Annotated in this window: 24 protein-coding genes; 7 read left to right on the top strand and 17 right to left on the bottom strand. The window is 46.1% G+C overall.

Annotated features, from left to right (window positions below):
- The first annotated feature begins 73 nt into the window (after positions 1–73).
- Complete coding sequence (locus ACWQAU_RS01525; RefSeq protein ID WP_003641760.1) at positions 74–586, top strand: folate family ECF transporter S component; 513 nt, start codon at positions 74–76, stop codon at positions 584–586.
- Between the two features lie 172 nt (positions 587–758).
- On the opposite strand, the gene ACWQAU_RS01530 is transcribed toward ACWQAU_RS01525, so the two are convergent.
- The 10 genes from ACWQAU_RS01530 to ACWQAU_RS01575 form a co-directional block, all read right to left on the bottom strand.
- Positions 759–2,300: an FAD-binding protein gene (locus ACWQAU_RS01530; RefSeq protein WP_027821573.1), complete on the bottom strand. Its 1,542-nt coding sequence runs from the start codon at positions 2,298–2,300 to the stop codon at positions 759–761.
- A gap of 167 nt (positions 2,301–2,467) precedes the next feature.
- Positions 2,468–3,130 carry a TetR/AcrR family transcriptional regulator gene (locus ACWQAU_RS01535; protein ID WP_003641758.1) on the bottom strand — a complete coding sequence of 221 codons (663 nt, stop codon included), beginning with the start codon at positions 3,128–3,130 and terminating at the stop codon, positions 2,468–2,470.
- Positions 3,131–3,148: 18 nt separating this feature from the next.
- On the bottom strand, positions 3,149–4,765 hold the full coding sequence (locus tag ACWQAU_RS01540) for an ABC transporter permease (protein WP_015825038.1): 1,617 nt from the start codon (positions 4,763–4,765) through the stop codon (positions 3,149–3,151).
- A gap of 5 nt (positions 4,766–4,770) precedes the next feature.
- Positions 4,771–5,688, bottom strand: a complete 918-nt coding sequence (locus tag ACWQAU_RS01545; protein WP_027821574.1) for an ABC transporter ATP-binding protein — start codon at positions 5,686–5,688, stop codon at positions 4,771–4,773.
- A 262-nt stretch (positions 5,689–5,950) separates the two neighbouring features.
- Positions 5,951–6,745, bottom strand: a complete 795-nt coding sequence (locus tag ACWQAU_RS01550; protein ID WP_003643674.1) for an SDR family NAD(P)-dependent oxidoreductase — start codon at positions 6,743–6,745, stop codon at positions 5,951–5,953.
- Positions 6,746–6,913: 168 nt separating this feature from the next.
- Positions 6,914–7,405 (bottom strand): hypothetical protein, encoded by a 492-nt coding sequence (locus ACWQAU_RS01555; protein WP_003641754.1) that lies wholly within the window; start codon positions 7,403–7,405, stop codon positions 6,914–6,916.
- Positions 7,406–7,737: 332 nt separating this feature from the next.
- A complete protein-coding gene (locus tag ACWQAU_RS01560) occupies positions 7,738–8,550 on the bottom strand; it encodes a hypothetical protein (RefSeq protein WP_027821575.1) in 813 nt (270 codons plus the stop codon).
- Between the two features lie 24 nt (positions 8,551–8,574).
- Entirely contained in the window at positions 8,575–9,360 is a 786-nt protein-coding gene (locus ACWQAU_RS01565; protein ID WP_027821576.1) for a hypothetical protein, read from the bottom strand.
- Positions 9,361–9,388: 28 nt separating this feature from the next.
- Complete coding sequence (locus tag ACWQAU_RS01570) at positions 9,389–9,718, bottom strand: helix-turn-helix transcriptional regulator (RefSeq protein ID WP_003641750.1); 330 nt, start codon at positions 9,716–9,718, stop codon at positions 9,389–9,391.
- A 144-nt stretch (positions 9,719–9,862) separates the two neighbouring features.
- Complete coding sequence (locus ACWQAU_RS01575) at positions 9,863–10,615, bottom strand: GntR family transcriptional regulator (protein WP_050482339.1); 753 nt, start codon at positions 10,613–10,615, stop codon at positions 9,863–9,865.
- A 274-nt stretch (positions 10,616–10,889) separates the two neighbouring features.
- Here ACWQAU_RS01575 and ACWQAU_RS01580 point away from each other — a divergent pair, with 274 nt between their 5' ends.
- The 5 genes from ACWQAU_RS01580 to ACWQAU_RS01600 all read left to right on the top strand — a co-directional run bounded on the left by ACWQAU_RS01580 (position 10,890) and on the right by ACWQAU_RS01600 (position 15,653).
- Positions 10,890–11,108 (top strand): hypothetical protein, encoded by a 219-nt coding sequence (locus tag ACWQAU_RS01580; RefSeq protein ID WP_015639841.1) that lies wholly within the window; start codon positions 10,890–10,892, stop codon positions 11,106–11,108.
- 78 nt (positions 11,109–11,186) lie between these two features.
- Positions 11,187–11,747, top strand: coding sequence for an ECF-type riboflavin transporter substrate-binding protein (locus tag ACWQAU_RS01585; protein WP_003641748.1), 561 nt, complete (start codon positions 11,187–11,189; stop codon positions 11,745–11,747).
- A gap of 4 nt (positions 11,748–11,751) precedes the next feature.
- Positions 11,752–13,452 (top strand): ABC transporter ATP-binding protein, encoded by a 1,701-nt coding sequence (locus tag ACWQAU_RS01590; protein ID WP_003646334.1) that lies wholly within the window; start codon positions 11,752–11,754, stop codon positions 13,450–13,452.
- A 1-nt stretch (position 13,453) separates the two neighbouring features.
- Complete coding sequence (locus ACWQAU_RS01595) at positions 13,454–14,293, top strand: energy-coupling factor transporter transmembrane component T family protein (protein ID WP_027821577.1); 840 nt, start codon at positions 13,454–13,456, stop codon at positions 14,291–14,293.
- A 250-nt stretch (positions 14,294–14,543) separates the two neighbouring features.
- Entirely contained in the window at positions 14,544–15,653 is a 1,110-nt protein-coding gene (locus ACWQAU_RS01600) for an NADH-dependent flavin oxidoreductase (RefSeq protein ID WP_027821578.1), read from the top strand.
- Between the two features lie 68 nt (positions 15,654–15,721).
- Here the strand turns inward: ACWQAU_RS01600 and ACWQAU_RS01605 are convergent, their stop codons facing one another.
- Positions 15,722–17,239: a hypothetical protein gene (locus ACWQAU_RS01605; protein ID WP_027821579.1), complete on the bottom strand. Its 1,518-nt coding sequence runs from the start codon at positions 17,237–17,239 to the stop codon at positions 15,722–15,724.
- A gap of 266 nt (positions 17,240–17,505) precedes the next feature.
- Between ACWQAU_RS01605 and ACWQAU_RS01610 the strand changes: the two genes are divergently transcribed.
- On the top strand, positions 17,506–18,318 hold the full coding sequence (locus ACWQAU_RS01610; RefSeq protein WP_027821580.1) for a hypothetical protein: 813 nt from the start codon (positions 17,506–17,508) through the stop codon (positions 18,316–18,318).
- 171 nt (positions 18,319–18,489) lie between these two features.
- Here the strand turns inward: ACWQAU_RS01610 and ACWQAU_RS01615 are convergent, their stop codons facing one another.
- The 6 genes from ACWQAU_RS01615 to ACWQAU_RS01640 form a co-directional block, all read right to left on the bottom strand.
- Positions 18,490–20,184: an oleate hydratase gene (locus tag ACWQAU_RS01615; protein WP_003641742.1), complete on the bottom strand. Its 1,695-nt coding sequence runs from the start codon at positions 20,182–20,184 to the stop codon at positions 18,490–18,492.
- A 319-nt stretch (positions 20,185–20,503) separates the two neighbouring features.
- The gene (locus ACWQAU_RS01620) at positions 20,504–20,959 is read right to left on the bottom strand and encodes a nucleoside 2-deoxyribosyltransferase (protein WP_016511540.1); all 456 of its coding nucleotides are present in this window, start codon (positions 20,957–20,959) and stop codon (positions 20,504–20,506) included.
- A 120-nt stretch (positions 20,960–21,079) separates the two neighbouring features.
- Positions 21,080–21,952 carry an aldo/keto reductase gene (locus ACWQAU_RS01625; RefSeq protein WP_003646329.1) on the bottom strand — a complete coding sequence of 291 codons (873 nt, stop codon included), beginning with the start codon at positions 21,950–21,952 and terminating at the stop codon, positions 21,080–21,082.
- A 76-nt stretch (positions 21,953–22,028) separates the two neighbouring features.
- Positions 22,029–22,877: an aldo/keto reductase gene (locus ACWQAU_RS01630; RefSeq protein ID WP_003646328.1), complete on the bottom strand. Its 849-nt coding sequence runs from the start codon at positions 22,875–22,877 to the stop codon at positions 22,029–22,031.
- A gap of 243 nt (positions 22,878–23,120) precedes the next feature.
- Positions 23,121–24,314 carry a CynX/NimT family MFS transporter gene (locus ACWQAU_RS01635; RefSeq protein WP_003641738.1) on the bottom strand — a complete coding sequence of 398 codons (1,194 nt, stop codon included), beginning with the start codon at positions 24,312–24,314 and terminating at the stop codon, positions 23,121–23,123.
- Between the two features lie 64 nt (positions 24,315–24,378).
- Positions 24,379–24,678 (bottom strand): ArsR/SmtB family transcription factor, encoded by a 300-nt coding sequence (locus tag ACWQAU_RS01640; RefSeq protein WP_015379645.1) that lies wholly within the window; start codon positions 24,676–24,678, stop codon positions 24,379–24,381.
- Between the last annotated feature and the right edge of the window lie 20 nt (positions 24,679–24,698).

Raw genomic sequence — 24,698 nt, forward strand, 5'->3', positions numbered from 1 at the left:
TAATTTCAGGTCTAGTAATTCTCAACAAATTCCCCTAAAATACATTCACACACTTAGGGGGGCTTCAATTATTATGACATCATCACTCACGGTTCGGCGTATCCCGTTACTCGGTGCTTTAATTGCCATGCAACTTATCTTAGGAAGTTTACTGTCAATTCAACTATTGCTAACCAAGATATCCTTCGCGTTTATTATTATTGGTTTAACGGCCCGTTTATTTTCACCACTAGTTACAGCCGGCAGTAGCGCGATTTCCTCCCTACTCGGAATGCTGCTCTTCCCAAAGTTCACCTTTTTTCCTGGTTTTATCCTAACCGCTTTTCTGACCGGGTTAGTCTTTGGATACGCCTTTCAACATCAAACTTCACTGACACGCGTTCTCGTCGCTAACTTTATCGTCGTCTTTATTCTCAATTTGTTTCTAAACAGCCTCTGGCTTCATCTCATGTACTTAACACCATGGTCCGTTTTGCTAACAACGCGCATGATACAAGAAGTCATAACCTACGTCTGCTACTCAGTTATCTTGATCGCCCTATTTAAGATTCCGATTCTGAACCAGCTCACCGCACGCTTTAAGTGACGGTGGTCATTAATTATTTCGTTAATTAAGTAATGACTGGTGGTACTTAATTTAAAGCTAAGTAAAAAACCAAGGGCCACAGTACATTGCTGTGACCCTTAGTTTTTGTGCAAACAATTGATTGTCATACGACCCCGTCAGACCTACCAACAGTGCCGAACTCGACTTCGTATTAATTTAATGCTGCCACCATTCCGGCCAAAAATTCAGCGGCATCGCCCACGAAAATTTGTTGTGAATGCTTGAAGATTGGCGCTTGTTCATCCGTATTCACAGAAAGAACGTGTTGCGCACCAGCCATGCCAGCCAAGTAATCATCATCACCAGCGACGCCAATGTTGATCAAGACTTCTGGTGCAACCGTCACTGCTGAGGCACCAATTTGTTGCTCAATGCTAAATTGTTCCATAGCCGTTAGCGGCTGGGTAACAGCCAATGCTGCACCAATCCACTTGGCCAATTGTTGGGCTTGAAGCAATACTGCCGGTTCCATCGCGCCTCGACCTAATGCCACGACGCGTTTCGCCGTAGCAATACTGCCGACATTGACTGGCACATCCCTAGTCAAATTCAAGCGTTTTACGACCCGATGTAGGTCGGCCACGACTAGGTGCTCAGGAGCTGTGTGGGGTCCCGTTGTCGGGACATCGGCCACTTCGTCATTCAGGCTCGTCGTGGCAAAAGTCAACGCCAATTGCGTATCCGTGCCAACAATCAACGGTAGTGTCGCCACGTCATTTTGCAAGGCACTTAACGGCGAGTGTTGCGTATAGGCTAGATCACCGATCAATGGCATCAAAATTTTAAACGGCGCCAAGGCATTTTGGCTGGCAAACATTGCCGCCAATTGCGCTGCGTCTGTAAATGGGCGCTCATCATCGGCCTGTTGGGCCGCATTGTAGACACTAGTCTGTAAGGCGGCCGTAATCGCCATTGCTGGCGCCAAGGCAGTTAACGGCGGCTGTTCTGTCAGCGCTAACTGTCGTGCCTGGTCTGTGGCATGTTGCCATATTCCCGCTGTAATCGCCCCGGCAAATAATTGCCCCAAGCTTTGCGCCCGTTGCATCACTCGTTGTCCTTGTCCCAATTGACCGATTTGATCAGCGGCCGTAACCGGGACATCGGTGAGTTGAACATCCGCGATGGTCAATCCGTGTAACCCTAAAGGGGTTATTGGTTGGCTGACCGTGACGCCTGGCTGATCAGCACTAATAACAAAGGCCCCTGTAGCATTCGGTGGTGTCTGTGCGAGAACTAAATACTCAGTTGCCTGTGTAACATTCAATACCGTTTTAACCGCACCGGACAGTTGCCAGCCAGCTGTTACCGGCGTTGCTTTGACGGTACTACTAGCCATGACTTGTTCCGGTAATGCCGCGAGTCCAAAAACACCTGATTGTGCACAATACCGTTGGCGTTGTTGCGGGGTTCCAAACGTTAATATTGCATCCTCAACTTGCCAACTACTGGCAAAACTCATAGCGAGCCCAGCTGAACTTTGCGCCAGCGCTAATGTACTCAAAACCCGTTGGCTCAGGCGGTCATCTGGTAGTGGATCGTCCAAAGCCAATTGCTGGGCAAGCGTTGTCAGTGTCGGTCGATCGACTTTCCCAGTCGACTCCATCTGCATGGCGAGTCCCATCAATTGCTCACGTGCCAGTGCCATCAACCGTTGCCACAATCCCGTCTGTCGTGCCGTTAAATGTAATTCCATTCCGATCCCTCACTTCATCCGTCATCTATTAAGTCTAACTTACCACATTTTTAGCCTGCTAACGAAAAAAGCGAATAAACATTATCACTATTAAACGCTGCCGAATCCACCGGTCGAAAAACAGTCGTCCGGATTAAACATCCGTCGACTGTCTAAGATACGTATTATTACTGCTGGTCATCTAAATCCGCCGCCATAAACCCATGTTCTAAAATCCCCATGTAGGTTTTTGCGCGACTGACCACCCATTCGATATCGGCCATCGATTCAACTTGATGATTCTCACGCATATAGGTCTGAAATTCCATAAAAATCTGATTGTAAACACCCATAATCAAAGCAATCGTTGCATCACGATCAACATCCGCACGCAGCGTCATTTTATCCAGCACCTGACTGATCATTTCCCGGGAAATAGTCATCGACTTAGTATACAGGATCTTCATTTGTGCCTGTATCTTTACCGGCAAGCGCTCCAGCGCGCCATAGGCGTCAATCAAGACCTTCATTTCATCCGGGTGGTCTTTACCAAACGCCGCCTTGTAACGCGCACTCCGCACCATCAACGTGACTAGGTCATCTGGAACATCAAAAACTTGTTGATTAATGGTGGCAATAATCGTGTCAGTAGCAAGCTGAACAGTGGCCAAATACAAGCGCTGTTTGCTACCGTAATAATGAAATAATAGGCCCTTAGACACCGTTGCCGCGGACGCAATCACATCCGTTTTAGCATCTCGATAGCCACTGACGGCAAAGGTGTGCATGGCCGCGTGCATAATACGCTCGACCTTCGCCGGGTCTTTAGGAACAGGTTGTTTTACTGCCATGTCACGCACTCCTTTCGTTTACTGAGCTAGATCACGCCGCCGATAACTTAGTGCTGCTACTACTAATATTAGCACAGTTAATAATAGGCACCAGCTACTTGTCGTTCCATCTAAGGGCTTGATTGGTACCTTGTTAACAAAGCCAAGGGGCGTTAAACGGCGTGCCCATTTTGGCAAATCAATCAAATTACCAAGATACAATGAGAAGAAGGCGTAAAATACCCAGATCCACGCAGCATACCGCCATTTAGGTCGCCAGCCCGCTAAGGCACTCGTCACCGCTACCATCACTAACATCGCCGGTGCATAGGCCGCAAACACGTGCCAATAGGTCACCCAACTGATGGGCTTGACCATACTCGTCAGGCCCATCAAATACATACCACTTAGACCGGCAAGTAAAACGAGCAGTCCCGTTACGATTGCCCAGCCGGTATAGCTTGCCCACACGTGCCACCGTGATGTGGCCGTCGCATAAACTTGATGTAGATAGCCTTTTTGTTCATCATTGACCAGTTTGAGCATTAACTGTACTGCTGGAACCAGTGCAACGATCACCATGACGATAGCCAACACAGCAATGAAATTTTTGACGATCAAGCGATTCGCTGCTGCTAAAGCTGACGCACCTAGCAGTTGTTTGATCATTGGATTGCTCTTTGCCAGATCGCCAATCGTATTAAAGACGGACGCATACGCGGCACCTAAGATAAAGTTCCCTAGTAGCCATGCAATAATCAGACCATGTGCCTGCCGCCATAATAGGGTCACGGGACCCCGCAATAAACCGCTAGCCTGTCGCCGACCGCGCCGTGGTTCGACTAAGCCCGCGCCCAAGTCCCGATAAGCATTAAGAGCTGCAGCCAAACTTAAACAACCAAGACCCAGTAATACATACAGACCGATTGGTAACCAATCATTGGTTTGATACGCATCTAATTTTTCAATCCAACCAAAGGGGATCCACCAAGTCAGGTCTGGACGGTTAACATCCGTGCCCATTCGTGCAACGTACATGACGCCCAGTAGCAAATAGCTCAGCATCGTCGTACCACTCGCACTAGTCATTACCTGTGCAAGTAACAGCGTCAACATTCCAAAAGCCCAGCCTAAGCCCCCTAAGCCCAGACCAATTAACCAATTACCTGGCGTCGTCGCTCCCGGAAGCTTGGCGACGGTCAGCCCGAGGGCAAAAAGAAAACCAATCAAACCATTTAGCGCCGTTAACTCAGCTGCCCCGGCGAATAGTGGTGCTAACCGACCGACCGCGTGGGCACGCACTAGCTCTAGCAGGCCATCATCTTCATCCCCGCGCGTCGTAACCACGGCCACCATGATATTCATCACAATCATGACGATGGCCATAAAAACCACCATTTCAGTTGCAAACACCTTGGCCGTCGTATATGGCGATTTGGCCGAAAACGCACCAAATAAGGAAATCATCGCGGGCGTTTTAAGCGTTTTGACAATTTCATTCAGTGCCATCTGAGTGCCATAAATACCATCAAACTTCGCGGCGATGGCCGTGAATAGCCCCGTCAACACGACGACCCAAATGAGCAACTTTTTCCAATCTCGTCGTAAGTTGAACCGTATCAGTAATCCGGTACGAGCAAATAGTTGTGTTGCCATCAGCATCACTCCCCCTTCACCGGTTGTTGTTCGGTCGTGTAATAGCGCATGAATAAATCTTCTAACGTTGGTGGGGTCGTTGTTAAGCTGATCAGTTTCCGACTCACCAAGTACTGCACTACCGGCGTCAACTGGTCAGCATCGACGGCTAGACTGACGTGGTTATCTCCGTGGCGCGCTGTGACCCCGTGAACACCAGCTAGGGTGGTCAAGTCAGTCAAAGGCAGTCGTGTTTGCACATCGACCGTGGTTCGGGTTAAGTGCCGCATCTCAGCTAACGACCCCGTTTCAACAATCTGTCCCTCACGGATAATACCGATGCGATCACACATTTTTTCCACTTCTGACAGAATATGGCTAGATAACAGGACGCTCTTCTCTCGCCGTTTTAAAGCCAATACTTCATTTTGAAACGTCTGCTCATTTAGCGGATCCAGTCCGGACGTTGGTTCGTCAAAAATATATAGATCAGCATCCGTTGAGAGTGCCGCAATCAAGGCCACCTTTTGCCGATTACCTTTAGAATAAGTGCGCGCTTTTTTACGCGGATCCAGTTCGAATTGTTTAATTAGCGCGTCCGTCTTAGCCGTATGCTGACCACCGTTTAGTTTAAGAAACAAGTCAATAATTTCCCCACCACTTAGATTAGGCCATAAATAAACATCGCCTGGCACATAAGCAATTCGCTTATGAATCGCCACACTATCCTGCCAGACATCGCGACCAAAAATCGTCGCCTGCCCACCACTAGCTTTTAAAATTCCAAGTAGTACCCGAATAGTGGTTGATTTACCAGCACCATTCGGACCGATAAAGCCAAAAACTTCCCCCGCGTTGATTTCAAAATTAATATCCTTGAGAGCCTGAAACTTCCCGAAATGCTCTTGCAAGTGACTAATCCTTAATAACGGTTCTTTATCCATATGACTCACTCCCATCCTTCAAATTCGAGCATCTTATTGTTGATGCTGCAATCATAGGCGCCGTTGACTAATAAGTCAATGACTAGCCAGTCAATCAGTTAAAAATTTCATTTTAAACATCTACTCCGCTTGAAACTGGCTTCTTAGGCTAGTCAAGTCAACAAAAAAACTGTTTTGGCGATAAACTTTACTCGCTAAAACAGTTTTGTGACATCTGAATTTCGATGGCAGAACCAGAAAGATATATCGTCTTCATTAGCCACTAGAAGATAGTTGGGACTAACCCACCATCCGCCCGCAATGCTTCACCCGAAAAACTGCTAGCAAACGGACTAGCGACAAACACTGCTAACCGACCAATTTCTTCCGGCCGAATCAAACGCTGAATTTGTGATAGTGGTCGATGATTAATCATAAAGTCATGCTCCCACTGATCCTTTGGCAAATCTGAATCAGCATACATATCATCTAACATTTTCTGAACACCTTCTGTTAATGTCGAGCCGGGCATAACCGTGTTAACCGTTACGTGGCTACCAACTGTTAACTTCGACAGACTCTTCGCTAAAGAAAGGTTCATCGATTTAGTCATCGAATATTGGGGCATTTCCCCCGAAGGCATAACTGCTTCTTCACTCGCAATAAAGATAATGCGTCCAAAATCTTGGGCTAACATTGCAGGTAAATAATGTTTTGCCAACCGATTGCCAGACAACACGTTCACTTTAAAGAAGCGTTCCCAAGTTGCATCGTCAATCTCATCGTAAGCCATTGGCCCAAAGATTCCCATATTGTTGACCAATACGTCAACCGTTGGAATTTGTTGAAACATTTTGTCAGCTTGCTGCGGATCACTAATATCATACGGTGCCGCCACTGGATGAGTTGTTGGGTATGCCGCTGCGAGTTCATCCACAACCGCTGCCACCGTATCTGTGCGGCGACCATTAATGACCACATCCGCGCCTTCCTTGGCAAATGCTACCGCAATTGCCCGTCCGATTCCCTTAGTCGAACCAGTGACCAAGACCCGTTTCCCTGCTAATCCCATTTCCATGCTCAAAGTTCCTCCGTTCTAATTTAAATTGCTCGTTAAGTCTAACTAGTTTGATCAATAAACACAAATAATCGGTCCTCACGGGTATTAATCTAACTCGTTTATTTCCCGGGTAATAATCGCAAAAAAAGCACACCAGTCTCCTGGCATGCTAATTATGTACGCATCTTAATCCGCGCTTGATTTCGCATATTCTTCTAACACTGGCATAACGTAGCGTTGCTCTGCTTGCTTACGTGCCATGATGGCATCATCCATATCAGCAAACTGCTGATTCAAAACTAAGCGGCCCCGATACATTAACCGTGCGACCCACTTCTGTGAGCATCGGTCAAAGGAAACACCAATGACCCCGCTCCGATTCCGGCTATTCGGTTTCAATCGATCGACCGAAGTTCCTTGATAAAGCGGTAAGTTATCACTACGTCCCATATTTTTACGGGTTTGCGGATTTTCAAAAATATTCTTTCGACTAACATCTGCCCGTAAACAGCCACAGCTCTTCGTAATCCCTTTCCGTAACCGATAACTATCGACAACTACTTGTCGTCCACATGAACACTGACACAACCACCGTGCATTACCATTCGGCGCACTTTCAGCCCGTTCGATAACGGTCAAACGGCTGAAAGTCTCACCAGTTAAATCCTTAAGTCGCATCAAAATCACCTCACTAAGCTTTCTGTGTAATCAGCTCAATTGTCTTCAACACAATCGAGCTTGTACTATTTAAGTTAACCCGATTATATGAAATATTTGTGACGAATAAAAAAACTTTTATAGTAAAATTCGCGCAATATCCATTAATTTCCAGCTGATTAACTAACACTCAACCTATTCCAGCTTTGTCTTTTATTTAGAATACTACTATTATGATTATATGTCACTTTTTATCATTTATACTATCATCAGACCGGTAAACACAAAAAAAAACGTTAGTCTCAGAATAGTCTAACGTTTTATATGTTAATTGTACAAACAATTATTGCCAATCACACAAACCAGCCCAGTGGCGCGAGCCCTAACCAGCTCAGAACGTTGACGTTAGTGTCAGTCGCAATGAACGGTCGTAAAGTCTGTTTGATTTCTGCCGCGTTGGCTAGCGTTTGTAGATCATACCAATACTGGCCCTTTTTACTATGACCAACTAAGGTCCACCGACCTAACGACTTTAATGCCGGTTCCTCGGTGTCAAGATCAGCAGTCAATGCGCTCACAAAAACGTGCATCGTCGGCATCCAGGCCCCGTCGTACTGTTCAGTGTCACGCCGTAACTGGCTGATTTGATTCTGCAAACGATGTGCCGTCCGATACAGTCCTAATACCGCGAGAAGTCCTACTAACAGCATTAGCATCCAGACGCCTATTAAATCTGTATCACCCTGATGAAGGACCAGTATCAAAAACAATCCCCATACCACAACCCCTGCATAAAGACTGAGGTTGATCGTATTCATCGCCTGATCACGTAACTGCAAAGCTACTTCCAAACGAACCTTAGGATCAGTTGGTGCCATTGTCGTTTGCTGTAATGCTGGTTGGTCGCTGCCGGTATACACAATCTTAACATCTGGTTGCTGTACTTGCACTTGGGCGAGAACTTGAAACGCGCTGTTACTGTTGCTCATGTCAGCCGCGATTGCTTGCGGCACATACTCACTAAAGACCCGATAAATCGTCGGCACTTTTTTAAACTGATACCAATTTCCATGAATAGCCATCAATAAATAGCGTCGCTGCGCTTGCGCATTCAGCCATGCCAACTCCTGTTCAGAACCTTTGATCAAAAATCGATGCCGCCACATACCTACCACTTCCATTTTAAAAGTTTAAACAAATCCAATTGGTGCCAATCCCAGCCAGCTTACAATCGATACAGAAACGCTATCTCCCACAATTAGCTGTAGCGATTGCTTGATTTCCGCAGCACTTGCCAGCGTCTTCAAGTCATACCAGTACATCCCGTGATGATCTTGACCGACGTAAGCCCACGCCCCTAGACCTGCCACTTTTTCTGTATCCAGCTCAGTGGACATGTTTTTCAAGAAAACGTGCATCGTTGGCCGCCAAGCATCATCATATTGTTGCGTAATGACTCGCAGCGCATTCGCCTGTTTATGCAGCCGACTTGCTTGCCATGCAGGATAGAAGGTAAATAGCAACCATGCTAGCATTCCCCAACTGGCCACGTTATCACTCACATTCAGGCTAATCACGATCACGGCCAGTATCAGACCAACCACTAACCTAATATTCATGACATTTAACAAGTGTCCCCGTTGCGCCAGTGCAATTTTCAACTGCAACGGTGCGTCCTGACGATCCACTCGCGCCCCCTGCAACTCAGTCTGAGCCGTGCCCGTATAAATCACCTGTACGGCTGGTTTCGTCAATTGTAGCCGTGCTAACAATTTGAACGGTGTGTGCTGGTCGTCGATTTCAGTTGCAATATTACCGCTCACATATTCACTAAAGACTTGATACCGAGTTGCTGTTTTTTGAAATTGATACCAGTTCCCCCTGATACGCCGCAGTAATTGCCCGCGTTGTGCCTGCTGATTGAGCCACCGCAATTCCTGCTCTGAGCCTTTGACCGCCATTTGATAACGCCACATATACTCACTTCCCCGTTAAATTAACCCGTTACAATCCCGCCTGCTCACAAATCTGATTCAATAATTGCAGTCGTTTTCGTTCAGCCGCCAAAACCGATTCACCACTCCCCGTGATTTCATAGGTATGCACGTCATTTTCGTCGACTCGTTCCGTCATTAAATAATCCTTCGTCATGGCATGCAAATTCGTAAATAAGGTTCCTAATCCTAGCTGTAGTTGATTATTGGTCATTTCAGCGATTTTTGCCGGAATCGCTTCACTGGTAATCGGCTGGCGAACACTGACTAACACTAAGAACGCTGCTTCCGTCATTGGTTCATACTTATCAATTAATCGTTGATAAAAGTTAGCTGGCATATTTTCATCCCCCTTAATCAGATTATTGAAGCGCTTTCTTTTTCAATCAATTTAATTATGGGCCACCGTTTTCTTGAATGCAACTCTCCAGAATAATTTCCACAAAAAATCGGTAGCCACTGATTAACGCGGTTACCGATTGCTTTAATGAATTTGAACATCCGCTACGACCGTACTTGTCTCGTATGGGAAATGTGATTCGGAGACTTCAAAGGGTTGACCATCATCCATGTAACTAATCTGATTAATGACCAACACGGGATCATTCAGAGTCGCGCCCATTGCGGCAACGTCATCAGCCGTCACTCGGGCTGCCGAGATAATACGGTGTGAACCCGCGATTTTCTTGCCACTATGTTGCTCTAAGTAACCGTAGACCGAGCCTTCGAGGACTTGCTTCGTCAACGTCACGATACTCGTTGGCATAATCGTATGCTCATACGCCCACACCTTACCATCAACGTAGCGGGTCCGCCGAATAACGTACACCGGATCCATCTCATCGATTAACAATTGTTCCGCTTCCCGCTTAGTAGGCAAGCGAGCTTGTAATTCCAACACCTTACTCGTCACCTTTTTACCGGCATTCGTTTGCGTTGTTCCCAGGGGCTTGTCTACCAGTGTTTCTTGGCGCCGTTCAGTCAAGCCAAAGTCCTTGCGAACAAAGGTCCCCGCGCCACGCTTGGAGTAAACCATCCCTTCAATAATCAGTAATTGAATGGCCTTGTGAATCGTAATTCGTGTCGTATCAAAAGTTTCAGCTAATTTATTCTGGTCGGGCATCAATTCGCCCGGCGTATATTTACCGGATTTTATGTCTTGTCGCAGACTATCCGCAATCGTTTCATACTTATAAGCCAAACTACTCACATTCCCTTCATCATTTGGTCTTGTCAACTAGTTTACCCCTTTTAGTAGCTAATTGAAATCATTTGTATATACTTTTATTGGCTTTGTTTAATTAACGACCAATCCAACTAATCATCAGCATCCGTCACTGACCGTATAGCCGAATGAATCAGCGCATTTGACCACCATTTAATTAGCTGTTCCCGATTTTCCCGTTCAATCTCGATGTAACCGGCTACATCCGTTCGGTTTTACTTGCACCCCCACAGACTTTGGCGTATGCTTTAATAGTTAAATTCAGATTAGAAAAAGCTGTGACAAGATGAGTAAGCTAATTCTCGTGCTTAGAGAGTCGTATTTTTGGTGCAAAACGATGACGTGGTTAGTTGAAGATGGTCTTGAAGAAGCTACTGGGGCCATCTCAGTCGGAGCGATCCGTTACGATCATGATAAGTCCCTGTGGGAAAATCTCGGTGGTAACACGCAAACGCGTCCTAGAAAGCATTCGCTTTTAGGCGCGTTTTTTTATGACCATAACTGATCTAAAATTAACGCCTGTTCGCTTTTATTAATGGTTATTAGAACTTATTCATTCTCAATACTTAAGGAGTGTTACACTATGCAAAACAAGCAATCCAATTCAATTCGTACCGTCGTGGCTACCGGGATTGGCGCCGCCGTTATTTTTGTTCTCATGAAATTTGTCGCCATTCCAACGGGTGTGCCGAATACCCAGGTTAACGTCGCGATGGGGTTTTTAGCCTTACTAGGAGCCATCTTTGGTCCCGTTGCAGCTGGTTTAGCCGTGTTCATCGGTCACGCCTTAAACGACTTCGTAACTTATGGTTCGCCTTGGTGGACTTGGGTCATCGTTGATGGTCTGATTGGAGTTGCCTTCGGACTAGCTAAAAATCGGCTCAAGATTGAAAATGGCGTACTAGGAACGGCAAAATTAGTCTGGTTTAACATTTACCAAATCATCGTCAACTTTATTGGTTGGGTGCTTTTAGCACCAACTGGTGATATTATTATTTATCATGAACCGGCCAACAAAGTTTACCTTCAAGGTGTCATTACTTGGATCGCCGATTCCATCTCAGTTGCCATCATTGGGACCATCCTACTAGTCTTGTACGCCCGGACGCGGACCCAACGTGGGAGCTTAACAAAGGAACGTTAATAACATGAGCGCACCCATCATTAGCTTTAAAAATTTCTCTTTTCAATATAATAGCCAAACGGAACCAACTTTACGTGATATTAATCTGGATATTTATCCCGGTGAAAAAGTGTTGATTGCTGGACCTTCTGGCTCCGGTAAATCTACATTAGGCCGGTGTTTGAACGGCTTGATTCCACAATCCTATCCAGGAACAGTGACGGGCCAAGCAAGGATTGCTGGTCAAACCATTACTGAGAGCTCCATTTTTGCATTATCCCAAGACGTCGGTACGGTACTGCAAGATCCTGATAGTCAGTTCGTCGGTTTGACTGTCGTCGAAGATATGGCTTTCTCATTGGAAAATGATCAGCAGACCCAACCGGCCATGCGACAAGCAACTGAACAGTGGGCCCAAACTTTAAACCTCCAAGACTTATTGACTCACCGCCCGCAGGAATTATCTGGTGGGCAAAAGCAACGGGTCGCCATGGCTGGTGTTCTGATCGACAATAGTAAAATCCTATTATTTGATGAACCGCTAGCGAGTCTTGATCCGGCATCGGGTAAAGCCTCGATGGCACTCATTGATCAACTGACTCATACGCAGGACCTGACCGTCATCATTATCGAGCACCGCATCGAGGACGTGTTACAGCAACCAATCGACCGGCTGATTGTCATGCAAGACGGCGCGATCGTCGCTAACGACCGGCCGGAAACGATTTTGCGGCAATCACTCATGACTCAACTCGGGCTGCGCGAACCATTATACCTTTCAGCGCTCAAACTAGCCGGTGTTGATCTAGCAACTTGCCAACACTTGGATAACCTCCAAGCCTTACAAGTACCCGACCTCACCGCGACGTTGCAAAACTGGACCGCCGGCGTACAACTACAGTCGCCCACCGTTCATGACCAACCGTTACTCGCAATTGAGCACCTGACATTCGGGTACGATCCCGCCAAACCAATCATCAACGATATCACCGTCACGCTTCATCAGGGTGAAATGATTAGTCTAGTGGGTCAAAACGGGACTGGTAAGTCAACATTGAGCAATCTGATTACTGGGTTTTTGATGCCACAGTCCGGCAAAATGCGATTTAACGGTCATTCCCTAGCTGACCAATCAGTCAAAGAACGTGCCGATCAAATTGGTTATATCCTTCAGGACCCCAATCAAATGATCTCTAAAACGATGATTTTTGATGAAGTTGCTGCCGGTTTGGTCCTCCGAGGTGTCGCTGACGATGAAGTAAAGCGCCGTGTCCAGGCCGTTCTGAAGGTCTGTGGTCTCTATGAGTTTCGCCACTGGCCTATTTCTGCGCTCAGTTTCGGTCAAAAGAAACGGGTCACGATTGCGGCCATCCTCGTATTAGAACCAGCCATGCTAATTCTTGATGAGCCTACTGCGGGCCAAGACTTGCAACACTATACTGAAATGATGACCTTCTTAACTAAGATCAATCAGGAACAACACATGACGATTATGTTGATCACGCATGATATGCACCTAATGCTAGAATACACGGATCGCACGATTGTGTTGGGCCACGGCAACATTTTGATGGATGCTCGCCCAGCCGATGTGTTGACCAACGCATCCATTATTCAGCAAGCTTCCTTAGCCAAGACAAGTTTATACACCCTGGCGGAAGCGCACCATTTAAACCCGACAGAATTCGTCGCAAAATTTGTTCAGGCTGAACGGGAGGCGCGCTAAAATGCAACATGAATTATTGATCGGGTACAACGACCGTCATACTTTTTTAAACCGGCTTAGCGGTAGCACTAAACTACTCTGCTTTGTTGGCTTATCAGTTATCGGGATGATGACTTACGACACGCGTTACTTAATCGGGGTGATGATTTTTTCACTGATTCTATTCCGCTTTTCAAAAATTCATTACCGCGATATCGCGTTCGTGCTTAACGTTATTATTGGTTTTTCCGTTTTAAACTTAGTGATGGTGTACGTCTTTGCGCCTCATTACGGCGTCTCGATTTATGGTACCGAACACTTACTACTGGGATCTGCTGATCACTATTTTAACTTGACAGCCGAACAACTTTTTTATGAATTTAATTTGTTATTAAAGTACACGTTTGCCGTGCCACTCGCCCTGATTTTTCTCATGACGACTAATCCCAGCGAATTTGCTGCGAGTCTCAATAAGATTGGTATTTCCTATCGTATCAGCTATTCCGTAGCGATTGCACTACGTTACATTCCAGACGTTCAAGCTGATTACCGTACTATCAGTCTGGCACAACAGGCTCGGGGGTTTGAAATGTCGAAAAAAGCGCATTTTATGACCCGTATTCGTGGCGGCATCCAAATTCTGCTTCCATTGATTTTTTCAAGCTTAGATCGAATCGAAACCATTAGTCAGGCGATGGAATTGCGGCGCTTCGGTAAGGGAAAACGGCGCACATGGTACATGGCCCAACGCTTTAAACATAACGACTATCTGGCGTTAACGTTAGTTGCTCTGCTGATCATCCTCGGCATCGCCCTCTTTAAGGTCAACGGTGGCCGTTTCTGGAATCCGTTTAAGGCATAACGTTGCATCATAATTTTCCAAAAAACTTCGTCGACCATGCTTATCGATGAAGTTTTTTGTTTGCATCTACCTATCAAGCCTCACCTGACTTAACAACAGCAACAATCCCCTTATTCCACACGCACCATCCTGTTATGCCAATATTAACTAAAACCAGCGACTTTAAAATTGAAAAAACAAATTTCAACCGCTAAACTGAAACTAGATCTTACAAAAAGTAAGCAAAACTAGCTTGAAAGGATGTTTTATTGTGACTAGTTTTAACGAACCACTCAAATTCAAATCTGGCGTTACACTACGCAACCGCCTAATGATGTCGCCCATGACGACGACTCAAAGCTTTTACAATGGTAGTATCACCCATGACGAAATCGACTACTACACACAACGAGCTACTGGCTTAGGTGCCGTGATTACGGGTGCTGCCAACGTCGAAGATCTCGGTAAGGGTTGGCATGGCGAGCTTAGTATCGCGCATGACACGATGCTGCCCGGTCTAAGTGCACTTGCTCATGGCATTCAAAGTCAAGGTGCCAAAGCTATCGTTCAAATCTTCCACGCCGGTCGAATGACGCATCGAGCCGTCTTAAATGGCGAACAGATTGTCTCTGCCAGTGCCGTTGCAGCCCTTCGTGACGATGCGGAGACCCCACGCGCAATGTCGATTGACGAGATCCACGCAACGATTGCGGTATTCGGTGAAGCAACTCGGCGCGCGATTCAAGCCGGCTTTGATGGGATTGAATTACACGGTGCCAATACCTATTTGATCCAACAGTTCTTCTCACCACATAGTAATCGCCGCACCGATGAATACGGTGGTCGCACGCCGCAAGAACGGTTCCGCTTTATTGATGAATTATTAAAGGCCGTCTTTGCAGCTGTTGACCAATATGCGGACCGGCCCTTCATCGTTGGGTATCGTTTCTCACCAGAAGAATTCGAAGAACCAGGTATTCGGTTTGAAGATACCCTTTGGTTACTCTCACAACTACGGGAAAGTCGATTAGATTACGTTCATGTCTCACTCAACAACTATGACCGTGTTTCACGAGACTCGCAGTATCAAGATAAATCCATCATGACCTACGTGCACGAAGCGTTACAAGGTAAATTGCCACTAGTTGGTGTTGGTGGCGTCCGGACCCGCGACGATGTCAAGACTGTGTTACAAACTGCCGAACTAGTCGCAGTGGGCCAACAATTACTTTATGATCCAACTTGGGCCGTCAAACTCGCTAAAAACGCTGACAACACCATGGTTACGGCACCATTTGAAGAAGCCGTTGAGGTCACACCACTCAACCGGCCGCTGTATGAATTTGCAGCCTCGCGCTATCACAGCGTCATTAATAGTTAACCTGTCAGCCGAATTAAAAACGTCCACTGAAAAGATCAGTGGGCGTTTTTATGTTTCACGTGAAACATTTAGACTTTCAATAACCAATTCAGTTGTTGTAACGCATGCTGATGGTCACCTTGATATTGACGCGCAATATAGTAATAGGCTAACGTTTCATGGGCCGTTGCTTGCCGGTCGACGGGCAATTGATACTGTTGGTCAAAGACCTGTTCAAATGCTTCTAATGTCGGCGCAGCTGACTGTTCACGCAAACAAAACTGTCGTAATTCCGATCTAGTCATCCGGTCACGGGCAATCGGTTGGCGGTCTTCATGCGCAGCTAAACGTTGCTGTAGTGCTGCTTGCATACCGGCATCCGCATTGTCCGCAAGCCACTGTTGAGTTTGTGGCATCGTCGTTTGCATGGCTAATTGTTCAAACCAAGCCAGCGACAATAATTGGCCCCACCGGGTCATCAATAAGTGCTCCCAATCCGCACGTTGGGTCGCCTGCTGATGATACTGCCAGCCCCAACAACTATTGAAGACATCGTCATAAAAACGCGTCGTTTGTTGTTCATCTAGCTGTTGAGTCACCTGATTAAGTGCGGCAACGAACTGATGATCAAGCATGGCTAGGCGCCGAACTTGAATCTTCCCAGTCTGTCGGTATTCAGTCACCATTTGCCCGAATTGATAAGAGTTCACCAAAGGGCGTTCGGTCACTGGTGGCGTGATTTTTTCAAACTGTTGCTTCGCCATCGGTCGCTCCGGACGCATCACGATAATGGCCGCCAGCTGCTGTAAATAACGTTGATAGGCGTGACTCTGGCGCAAGGTTTGCTCGGCCTTCACAGCACTTTGCTGCGCTTGTGCCTGGCGTTGTTGTTGATTGGTCACAATTGCTTGACGGGCCGCCCGCTCAGCCGCTTCGATCACCGCTTGTTCATCATGGACTAACCGCTGATAGGTTTGTTCAGCGGGCTTTAGTTCCTGTAATGGTAGTTGCTTGGTACGACGTTTTAGGTACGTCGTGACGGTTTGCGTCGTTGTTTGTCGCAACTTGCGTGCTTGGGGGGCTTGCTCAGCCGGTAATTGTGGTAGCCATGGCTGGGCAAACATGATCGTTGGCACTGTTGGTACAGCGGTAGTCAGCGTCTGATACTGGGCCACCGCATAAAAGTTATCTTCAGTTGTAATCACCATCAAGTAACGTGTTTCGGCGTTCATGAACTTTTTGACGCATTCAGAACCGACAATCAACTCACGATGATTATGCTTGTTTTGAACATGGTACTCATAACGAACCGGCTTATGACACAATTCGCAATGATGCCATGCTTGTCGGCTTTCATTCGGATTAACAACGTACGGCAAGCTCGCCAAAAGTTGCCACTCATGACTACAGTCAGTCAGCCATTGGCCATGATCTTGTAAGATCAAATTACGCACAGTCGGTTTCAAGAAATCACTGTCAGCCTTTACCGTTACGTGTGCGCGTAATAACGCACTAATTTGTTGGAGCGTGGTCCGCCGTCGAGCTCGTTCACTTAACAGAAAGAAACGATTTTCAGCGGGGGTTATTAAAGTTGTTGCTGCCGGCAATGCCGCCCACCCCTTTCAGTAAAAATACCGTTCTAGCATACCATAACTTTCCCATTCAGTGCGAACGTTAGTTCTAAAATCTCGCTCACTCTCATTAACCCAACGGTTACTCCCACCGCGGTTCGTTTGTTATCAAGCCTTTATTGATTGCATTCAAATTCACCCACTTTTTGATAATTTTATTGATATTACGATTGTTGCAAAGCAGTCAAGGTGCTAAACTATCTTCGAATCAAAAAAAGATTCACTTTAAGGGGGATTTTGAAATGAAAAAATTAACATCAGTCGTTGCAACACTTGCTTTGGCATTACCATTGGCTGCCAGCCCGTTTGCCATGACTACCACGGCTAATGCCGCCACGGTAACCCCAAAAGCCACTACCCATGCACTTACTAAAGCGACCCACTTTCCCGCCATCACAATGCACGCGAAGGCCGCCACGACTTTGAATACAATTCACTTTGCCGCCGATCGGGCAATCGCCTTTGTTAGCCCGGCCAAAGCGAAACTCAGTACTAAAAAGACTTACACGGTAACTAAGACGATTACTTTAGCAACCGGCAAGCATACGTCGGCCACATATTATCTCATTAGTGAACACGGTAAGGCCCTCGGCTGGGCTAAAGCCACCACGATGATTAAAGGGAACGCCCCGACCGCTAAATTAAAAGCGACCAAGAAAACCCCGAAGACTAAGTTGACAATTGCTAAGAAGACCACCAAGCAGGCTGGACCTAAAGCCACCAGTACTAAGAAAGCAACGCCTAAAATCAAAGCCTCTAAAAAGGTAATCAAATTGGCAAAGCAGACGACCACCAAAGCAAAATCAACGAAGCTAACGATCAAGCACCCTAAGGCAAGTATCAAACCAACTAAAAAGGTAACGACTCTCGCCACTAAAAAAACGTTAGCCCAACCAACGAAAACTAAGAAAATGGCACCAAAATTAATCAAAAAGACCGCCAAGCAAAACGCTAAAAAGGCGCCCAAACTTGCAACCAAAAAGCATCTCACGGTCAAAGTCACTACTAAACACACACCGTCTAAATTAACACCTAAAGCAGCTGCTAAAATTTGATCAACCACTAAATTGCTTAGCAACCTGATCCTGTTAATGACGGCGTCTCGACGAGCCGTTACTACTGATCGTGATGCACACTAAAACGCTCCCTATGAAAGTCATCTTTCATGGGGAGCGTTTTTAAATCATGCCATCATCAGCATTAACCACTGACAGGCCAGCATTTAATTAATCAAACATCTTCTTAGTTGCCTTGAGCAAGGTCTTTGGATCCTTATCGTACCGTGGTGTCTTGACCAAGTTATCCATTGGGACCCCAGCAAAGTGATAAGCGGCAATCTCACCAGAGCGGACCGCACTCTGTTCCGTGAAGATCATCTGGTATGGTTGTTCCGCAAATTCACCCGTAAAGGCTAGGTTCGTTGAGTGCTTTGGTAAGACTTCTGGCCGATCAGACTTAGCCCGGTTATTAAAGAGTGCGGAAGCATATGGCATGTATACCGGAATATTGTTCACGATACTGTCCAAAATTTCCTTTTCCTTGTCCTTAATATTGCCTGGACCCGGATCTACTTTGGAAAGTTGACCAATTAATTCTTGAGCCATTTCCTTACCCGTCATCTTGATATACGGCTTGTTAACAAACTCACCTTGACGCCGTGGATACAAGAAGTAGCCCCACAGAACTGTTTCGTTTGGTTGCTGTGTCGTAAAGTGTGGTTGGTGGTGCACCACGATCGACATATTAACATCCTTTTGGTTCAACGGCGTAATTGGCGTAGTTGATAAGAAGGAGTTCAACGCATTCCCGGGTTCCTGGGTGGTGATCCGAACGATTTCATTTAAGAATAAATGATTCTTAGTCGTCAACGTGAAGCTGACCCATTCGCTAGCATTCCGATCGTTGAAGAACTTATCTGGCGTCCCTAAGTTATAGAACCGCTCAGTAGCCTTCTTCCACAAACTAGCACTAACACCATAATCCATATTTTCAGGAGCAGGCGTGTTGTAATCACCCATCGTTGCAGAATCGGTAATTGAACCGTTAGTGAAGATCACCGCTGTGTCCTCATCAACTTCAACTTCTTCCGTTTCGCCAGTCTGCGCATCCTCAATGACTAAGCCAGTCACCGTAATTTCGTCTTGCATTGGCGTGTCTTTAAATTGCCAATCCTTAACAATCTTATTATCAATGAAAGTCACACCTTGCCCTTGCAAGTACTTAATTAATGGCAAAATCATGCTTTCGAATTGATTGTAACGCGTCCGGTTGACACCAACTAAGTGTTCAATTTGTGTAAATTCATAAATCATTTGATGCATGTAACGCCGCAGTTCTTGAGCAGAGCTTTGCGTTCTAAAGGCAAAGGTTGTTTCCCACATATACCAGAAATTCGTTTGGAACATATGCGGATCATCCTTGAAGTACTCAGCAATCGAAACGTTGTCGAGCTTCGTTTCTTCACTATCTGGCATCATGATCAACTTAGTCAGCAAAGTCCGATCCTTATTATTGAATCCTAACTTACCAGCATTAATAATGCCTTTACCACCCTGCATCAAGCGGGCAATATCATACGTCCGATGTTTCGCATCAAAATCACGCGTATCTTCAGCCGCCGTCATCCCCGGTTCAGTTACCGATGGAATCCGGTCCAATAAATCCATTAAGTCAACGTACGTCCGGTAATTCAGCATCCGACCACCCCGGGCAACATACCCAGTCGTGTTAGCCATCGGATGATTCTTATTCCAATACTCATTGGTAAAATCAGTCGTGGCACCACCATCATTGGCACCGTGCATATCAACACCATAGAATGTGATGTCCTTACCATCCCAATGACCATCTTGAATCAAGTAGACCGCCGCAGCCATATTTGATAGCCCGGCACCAATCATAATTGCTTTACTTTTAACCATAAATAACGCCCCCAAAATAGGTAATTAGGTTCTGATAACGCTTACAAGTACATTATACAACTTGGATAGTGATTGTCTAGTTTGAACTGAACTTTTTTGTTTTCTTGCCGCTTTCTTAATATTTGCGCTAGTCAACCAATTTCTGCCCATAGCGTAACACCATTTGATGACTTTTCTCCAATTAAACACATTGCCTTTAACAAATATTACATTTTTTCAAGCGGCTCATTCCCACCACAAGTTCTGCCATTTATGTATGCAAAAAGCGAGCCTTGACAAATGCAGACGGCTCGCTTTTTATTTTGACTAACCGTTCAAATTAACGAATAGTTCCTGTATATTGAAAATCATCGGCAGTGGGATCTTGTAGAAAAGCCTTCAAATCAGTCATGTTCTCAATAACCGCTTTGCCGGACTTAGCCAGCATCACATTAAACGTGCCATCAGCTAACGTTTCACCATAGTAAGCAACGGGGATATCTAAACCATATGCTGTTCCAGTTTCCCAAATAGTTCCCGTGTCAAAGCCATCAACCACGGCGACAACTAACTTGGCCCGTTTTAAATGGTCCACATTGTCCGTAAATACCGCGTTTCGATCAGCTTCGGTCGCATCCGGCGTCAAATCGATGCCGTCTAGCCGTGGACTGTAATAAGTCAATTCTAACTCGTCCATTAATTTTTCGATCTTAGCTAGCCGTTCTGGTTGGCCCTCAGTAAACCAAGGTCCTGCTAAATAAATTGTTGGCTCATCACTCATCAAACGCGTACTCATTTGCTCAATCCTCTTTCTCATTCAATGTTTATTCATTTTAACCGTCAACCCCATGAATTTCAAGCGTCGTTTAGCTCGTTTTAGGCAAACAAAAAGGTCGGGAATTCCCGACCTAAATACTCATTTAACACTTAATTGACTTAATCCATTAAAATCGGCCGTTGTTAAATCAACGTTGGCGGCTGCCACATTGTCCCGTAAATGCTCAATAGAACTTGTTCCTGGAATCGGTATGATATTATCAGACCGCTTCAATAGCCAAGCCAAGGCAATTTGCGCTGGGCTCACCTGATACTTTTGGGCCATCGTGCTGAGGACACTCCCAGCCTGAGCCAGTTCACCCGTTGCTAATGGGAACCATGGCAGAAAAGCCATCTTTTGTGAGGCCGCGTAGTCAACAACGTCATCATCACCGTGATTGGCGACATTATAGAGATTCTCAATGGCATCAATCTTAGCGACTTGCTGCGCTTCCTTGATTTGATCAACAGTTACTTGACTCAGACCGATATGCTTGATTTTACCTTCATCCTGAAGCTTTTTGAGTTCACCAACTTGATCCGCAATCGAGTAATGAGGGTCAATTCGATGTAAGAATACTAGGTCTTCATGGTCAATCCCCAGTGTCATCATTGAAACTTCTACTTGCTGACGCAGATACCGTGGCTCACCAAGTGGCGTCCACACATTCGGTCCTTGCCGCGTTTGACCGACCTTATCAGAAATGAAGATCTGATCACGATTAGCGGCATCCTTCAAGCCCGCCGCTAAGTACCGGTCAGCAAACCATGGACCGTATGAATCAGCCGTATCAAAGAAATTAACGCCATATTCCAGTGCTTTCTTAACTACCTTGACCCCATTTTCAGGATCAGCGTATGGTCCCCATGTCCCAGGACCCGTTAACTGCATGACGCCATAACCCATCCGGTTAACTTTGAATTGATCATCAAACGCGTAAGTACCCGCGTTAGCTGCATTAATCGTTGTCATCAAATCGCTCCTTATCGTTTATTAATTATGTTCAGTTTACTCCTATCGACCCAAGTGCGGTCAAACATTTTGTTCGTTAACCTTGGGTTGGGTTGTGCATGTATGAACCAGCCGCATCTGGCAAGTCGTTTAAGGCTTGCATATCGGCCACACTAATTGCGAAGTCCAATTGCGTATTCGCCTCAATATGGGCTGGATTAACAGCCTTGGGCAATGGCAAGACCCCATTTTGCAAAACGAAGCGTAACGCTAACTGCGCCACACTGACGCCGTATTTATCGGCATAGGCCTGTACTTGCGGATTATCGAGGACCCCGCCCGTCGCTAACGGCGAGTATGCTTCTACAAGCATGGCATGTTCCTCAGAAAACTTGGTGATCTTAGGTTCCGTGAAGCCCAAGTAATATTGAATTTGATTGACCATTGGTGGTATCGTCGCCTGGTTAAGAATATTCTTCAAATCCCGAACAGCAAAGTTAGAGACACCAATCGCTTTCGCCCGGCCACTTTGATAAATAGCTTCCATTGCCTGCCAAACATCGAGGTTAGCTTCATCGTAAACTCGACCGACTTGCCCCCATGGCCAAGGTGCGTGTACCAAATAGAGATCCACGTAGTCTAAACCCAAATTTTTCAGTGAGCGATCGAAATCATTTAGTGCACCTTGATATGACTTCGTTTCGGCCGGTAATTTAGTCGTCACAAAGATTTGCTCACGTGGAATGCCAGAATCACGAATTGCCTGGCCAACGCTAGCTTCATTTTGATAGGCCAGTGCAGTATCAATATGCCGGTATCCCGCTGCTAAGGCCGCACGAACGGCTTGATACGTTGCCTCACCACCAGGTATCTGCCAAGTTCCGAATGCGACTTTGGGAATGTTGACACCATTTGCTAGTTGATACATCGTTGTTAACACTGTCATCTTATTTTTGCTCCTTTACTGGTTTTGACTGTCGTTGCTGAGTGGGATCACCTACAAGGCTTGCCCCGATGATCGCCACGCCGACGACCGTTAGAATTTGAATAACCGCCATATTACTGTGGCCTCCTTAATTGAATAGAGATTAGTGTAATCCCTTAGAGTAACTCTAAGGCAAAGATAAAGTTTCAAAAAAAGAACGAAATTGACTTGGGCCAATCTCGTTCTGCATTATTGTGATATTAATTACTCATAAATCGTTGCATGCTGGAAAATGATGCTGCCGGATAATGCTAGTAACGCGGAAAGAATGATAGCTAACCAGAGTACTGGTCCCCAGCCTAATTGACCGCCTAACCAGCCGAATAGTACGGGCCCCACTGCAGCTAACAAATAGCCCGCGGATTGGGCCATACCAGATAAGTCAGCCGTTTCAAACCCATTGGTCGTTTTTTGCGTAAAGAAGACGACTGCCAAACTGAAGGCTGCTCCAGAGCCTAATCCTAGTAAGACGCAGGACAGTGCTGCCACCCAAAAATTCGTTCCGGAAAGTAAGATACCACCAATTCCCGCAATAAAACCGACACCTACCACCATAATCATTGCCCAAACGCCGCGCCGATGACCAGAAGTCGCTGGCACTAAATATGACATCGGTAGGCCGCTCAATTGCATGACCGTAACTAAATTGCCAGCCACAATCAAGGAGAAGCCGTGGGCAACAAATACCGTTGGTAACCAAGTCAGTAATGAATAGTAGACTAGTGCTTGCAAGCCGAAAAAGGCCGTAACGACCCACGCTAACGGCCGCCGCCAAACACTCCCGTGAGTTGCCGTTGACTGCCCATCACTCGCGGTCATCGCAACTGTTGGTGCGCGATGATTGTATTTCAAGTTTGGCAACCAGACAACCAAATTAATTAGTCCAATCACCGATAGCACCGCCATCGTTAGTGGTAACGACCAGTGTGCCGCCAACACTCCCGAAAGTCCCGTTCCCAGTGAACCGACTAATAGCATTGAGAGCGTGTATTGACTAGTTGCGACTGGAATCTTCGTCGGAAAATTATCTTTAATAATCGCTGGAATCAAGACATTGCCACCGTCCGCGCCAATCCCGACTAGTAACGTCCCAATGAAAAGGGCAGCAATCGTTGGGATGACCCGCAGATAACTCCCAACGGCTAGAAAGATCAACATTACATAAATTGTCAGTTCGTTGCCAAATCGCCGCCCCCAATGTGCAATCAATGGGGACATAATGGCAAACGTCAATAATGGGATCGTGGTCAGTAATCCCGCCATCGAGCTCGGCAAACCCAGTGTCCGTTTCAAAGAACTGATTAATCCCGGCATCATTGTAATTGGTAAACGCATATTCGTTGCCGCTAACATCATTCCAAGTGTTAAATAGCGGCTATGTTGATGTGTTGTGGTCATAAGTAGTTGACATCTTCTTTCCAAGATTTTAGTTCGATAATTGTCGAACTAAAAAGCAAAAAAACTAAAGCGTTGCTAAGAACCCCGGTAAAAACCGGTCAAAGGTCGCTAATTGTAAGGATAGATACTTCGTCTGTGCCTTTCGTCGCGTATTGGTGAGACCCACTAACCGCAAGGTCTTAAAGTGATAAGAGACGGTTGACTTGCTGATATTTAATTGCGCCCCCACTTCGCTGCAAGTCATTTCCCGTTGTGCTTGATAGAGCACCCGGATAATCCGTAATCGGTTAGCATCGGCCAGTGCTTTGAAAATCGCCACTCGTTGCTGATCAGCCTGATCTTGTTTGCTTATTTCGATATTCATGAAACTAACAATACACTGAA

This window comes from Lactiplantibacillus sp. 3062 (assembly GCF_055413545.1).

What these genes read in the sequence shown, in the direction of transcription:
- ACWQAU_RS01595 (WP_027821577.1), top strand. Translation starts at nt 13,454, where the DNA reads ATGCAACATGAATTATTGATCGGGTACAACGACCGTCATACTTTTTTA.
- ACWQAU_RS01555 (WP_003641754.1), bottom strand. Translation starts at nt 7,405, where the DNA reads ATGCGACTTAAGGATTTAACTGGTGAGACTTTCAGCCGTTTGACCGTT.
- ACWQAU_RS01620 (WP_016511540.1), bottom strand. Translation starts at nt 20,959, where the DNA reads ATGAGTACGCGTTTGATGAGTGATGAGCCAACAATTTATTTAGCAGGA.
- ACWQAU_RS01550 (WP_003643674.1), bottom strand. Translation starts at nt 6,745, where the DNA reads ATGGAAATGGGATTAGCAGGGAAACGGGTCTTGGTCACTGGTTCGACT.
- ACWQAU_RS01535 (WP_003641758.1), bottom strand. Translation starts at nt 3,130, where the DNA reads ATGGCAGTAAAACAACCTGTTCCTAAAGACCCGGCGAAGGTCGAGCGT.
- ACWQAU_RS01570 (WP_003641750.1), bottom strand. Translation starts at nt 9,718, where the DNA reads ATGCCAGCTAACTTTTATCAACGATTAATTGATAAGTATGAACCAATG.
- ACWQAU_RS01540 (WP_015825038.1), bottom strand. Translation starts at nt 4,765, where the DNA reads ATGGCAACACAACTATTTGCTCGTACCGGATTACTGATACGGTTCAAC.
- ACWQAU_RS01590 (WP_003646334.1), top strand. Translation starts at nt 11,752, where the DNA reads ATGAGCGCACCCATCATTAGCTTTAAAAATTTCTCTTTTCAATATAAT.
- ACWQAU_RS01635 (WP_003641738.1), bottom strand. Translation starts at nt 24,314, where the DNA reads ATGACCACAACACATCAACATAGCCGCTATTTAACACTTGGAATGATG.
- ACWQAU_RS01525 (WP_003641760.1), top strand. Translation starts at nt 74, where the DNA reads ATGACATCATCACTCACGGTTCGGCGTATCCCGTTACTCGGTGCTTTA.
- ACWQAU_RS01545 (WP_027821574.1), bottom strand. Translation starts at nt 5,688, where the DNA reads ATGGATAAAGAACCGTTATTAAGGATTAGTCACTTGCAAGAGCATTTC.
- ACWQAU_RS01530 (WP_027821573.1), bottom strand. Translation starts at nt 2,300, where the DNA reads ATGGAATTACATTTAACGGCACGACAGACGGGATTGTGGCAACGGTTG.
- ACWQAU_RS01580 (WP_015639841.1), top strand. Translation starts at nt 10,890, where the DNA reads ATGAGTAAGCTAATTCTCGTGCTTAGAGAGTCGTATTTTTGGTGCAAA.
- ACWQAU_RS01585 (WP_003641748.1), top strand. Translation starts at nt 11,187, where the DNA reads ATGCAAAACAAGCAATCCAATTCAATTCGTACCGTCGTGGCTACCGGG.
- ACWQAU_RS01640 (WP_015379645.1), bottom strand. Translation starts at nt 24,678, where the DNA reads ATGAATATCGAAATAAGCAAACAAGATCAGGCTGATCAGCAACGAGTG.
- ACWQAU_RS01615 (WP_003641742.1), bottom strand. Translation starts at nt 20,184, where the DNA reads ATGGTTAAAAGTAAAGCAATTATGATTGGTGCCGGGCTATCAAATATG.
- ACWQAU_RS01565 (WP_027821576.1), bottom strand. Translation starts at nt 9,360, where the DNA reads ATGTGGCGTTATCAAATGGCGGTCAAAGGCTCAGAGCAGGAATTGCGG.
- ACWQAU_RS01560 (WP_027821575.1), bottom strand. Translation starts at nt 8,550, where the DNA reads ATGTGGCGGCATCGATTTTTGATCAAAGGTTCTGAACAGGAGTTGGCA.
- ACWQAU_RS01625 (WP_003646329.1), bottom strand. Translation starts at nt 21,952, where the DNA reads ATGACAACGATTAATGCAGCTAACGCGGGTACTTACGCGTTTGATGAT.
- ACWQAU_RS01610 (WP_027821580.1), top strand. Translation starts at nt 17,506, where the DNA reads ATGAAAAAATTAACATCAGTCGTTGCAACACTTGCTTTGGCATTACCA.
- ACWQAU_RS01630 (WP_003646328.1), bottom strand. Translation starts at nt 22,877, where the DNA reads ATGACAGTGTTAACAACGATGTATCAACTAGCAAATGGTGTCAACATT.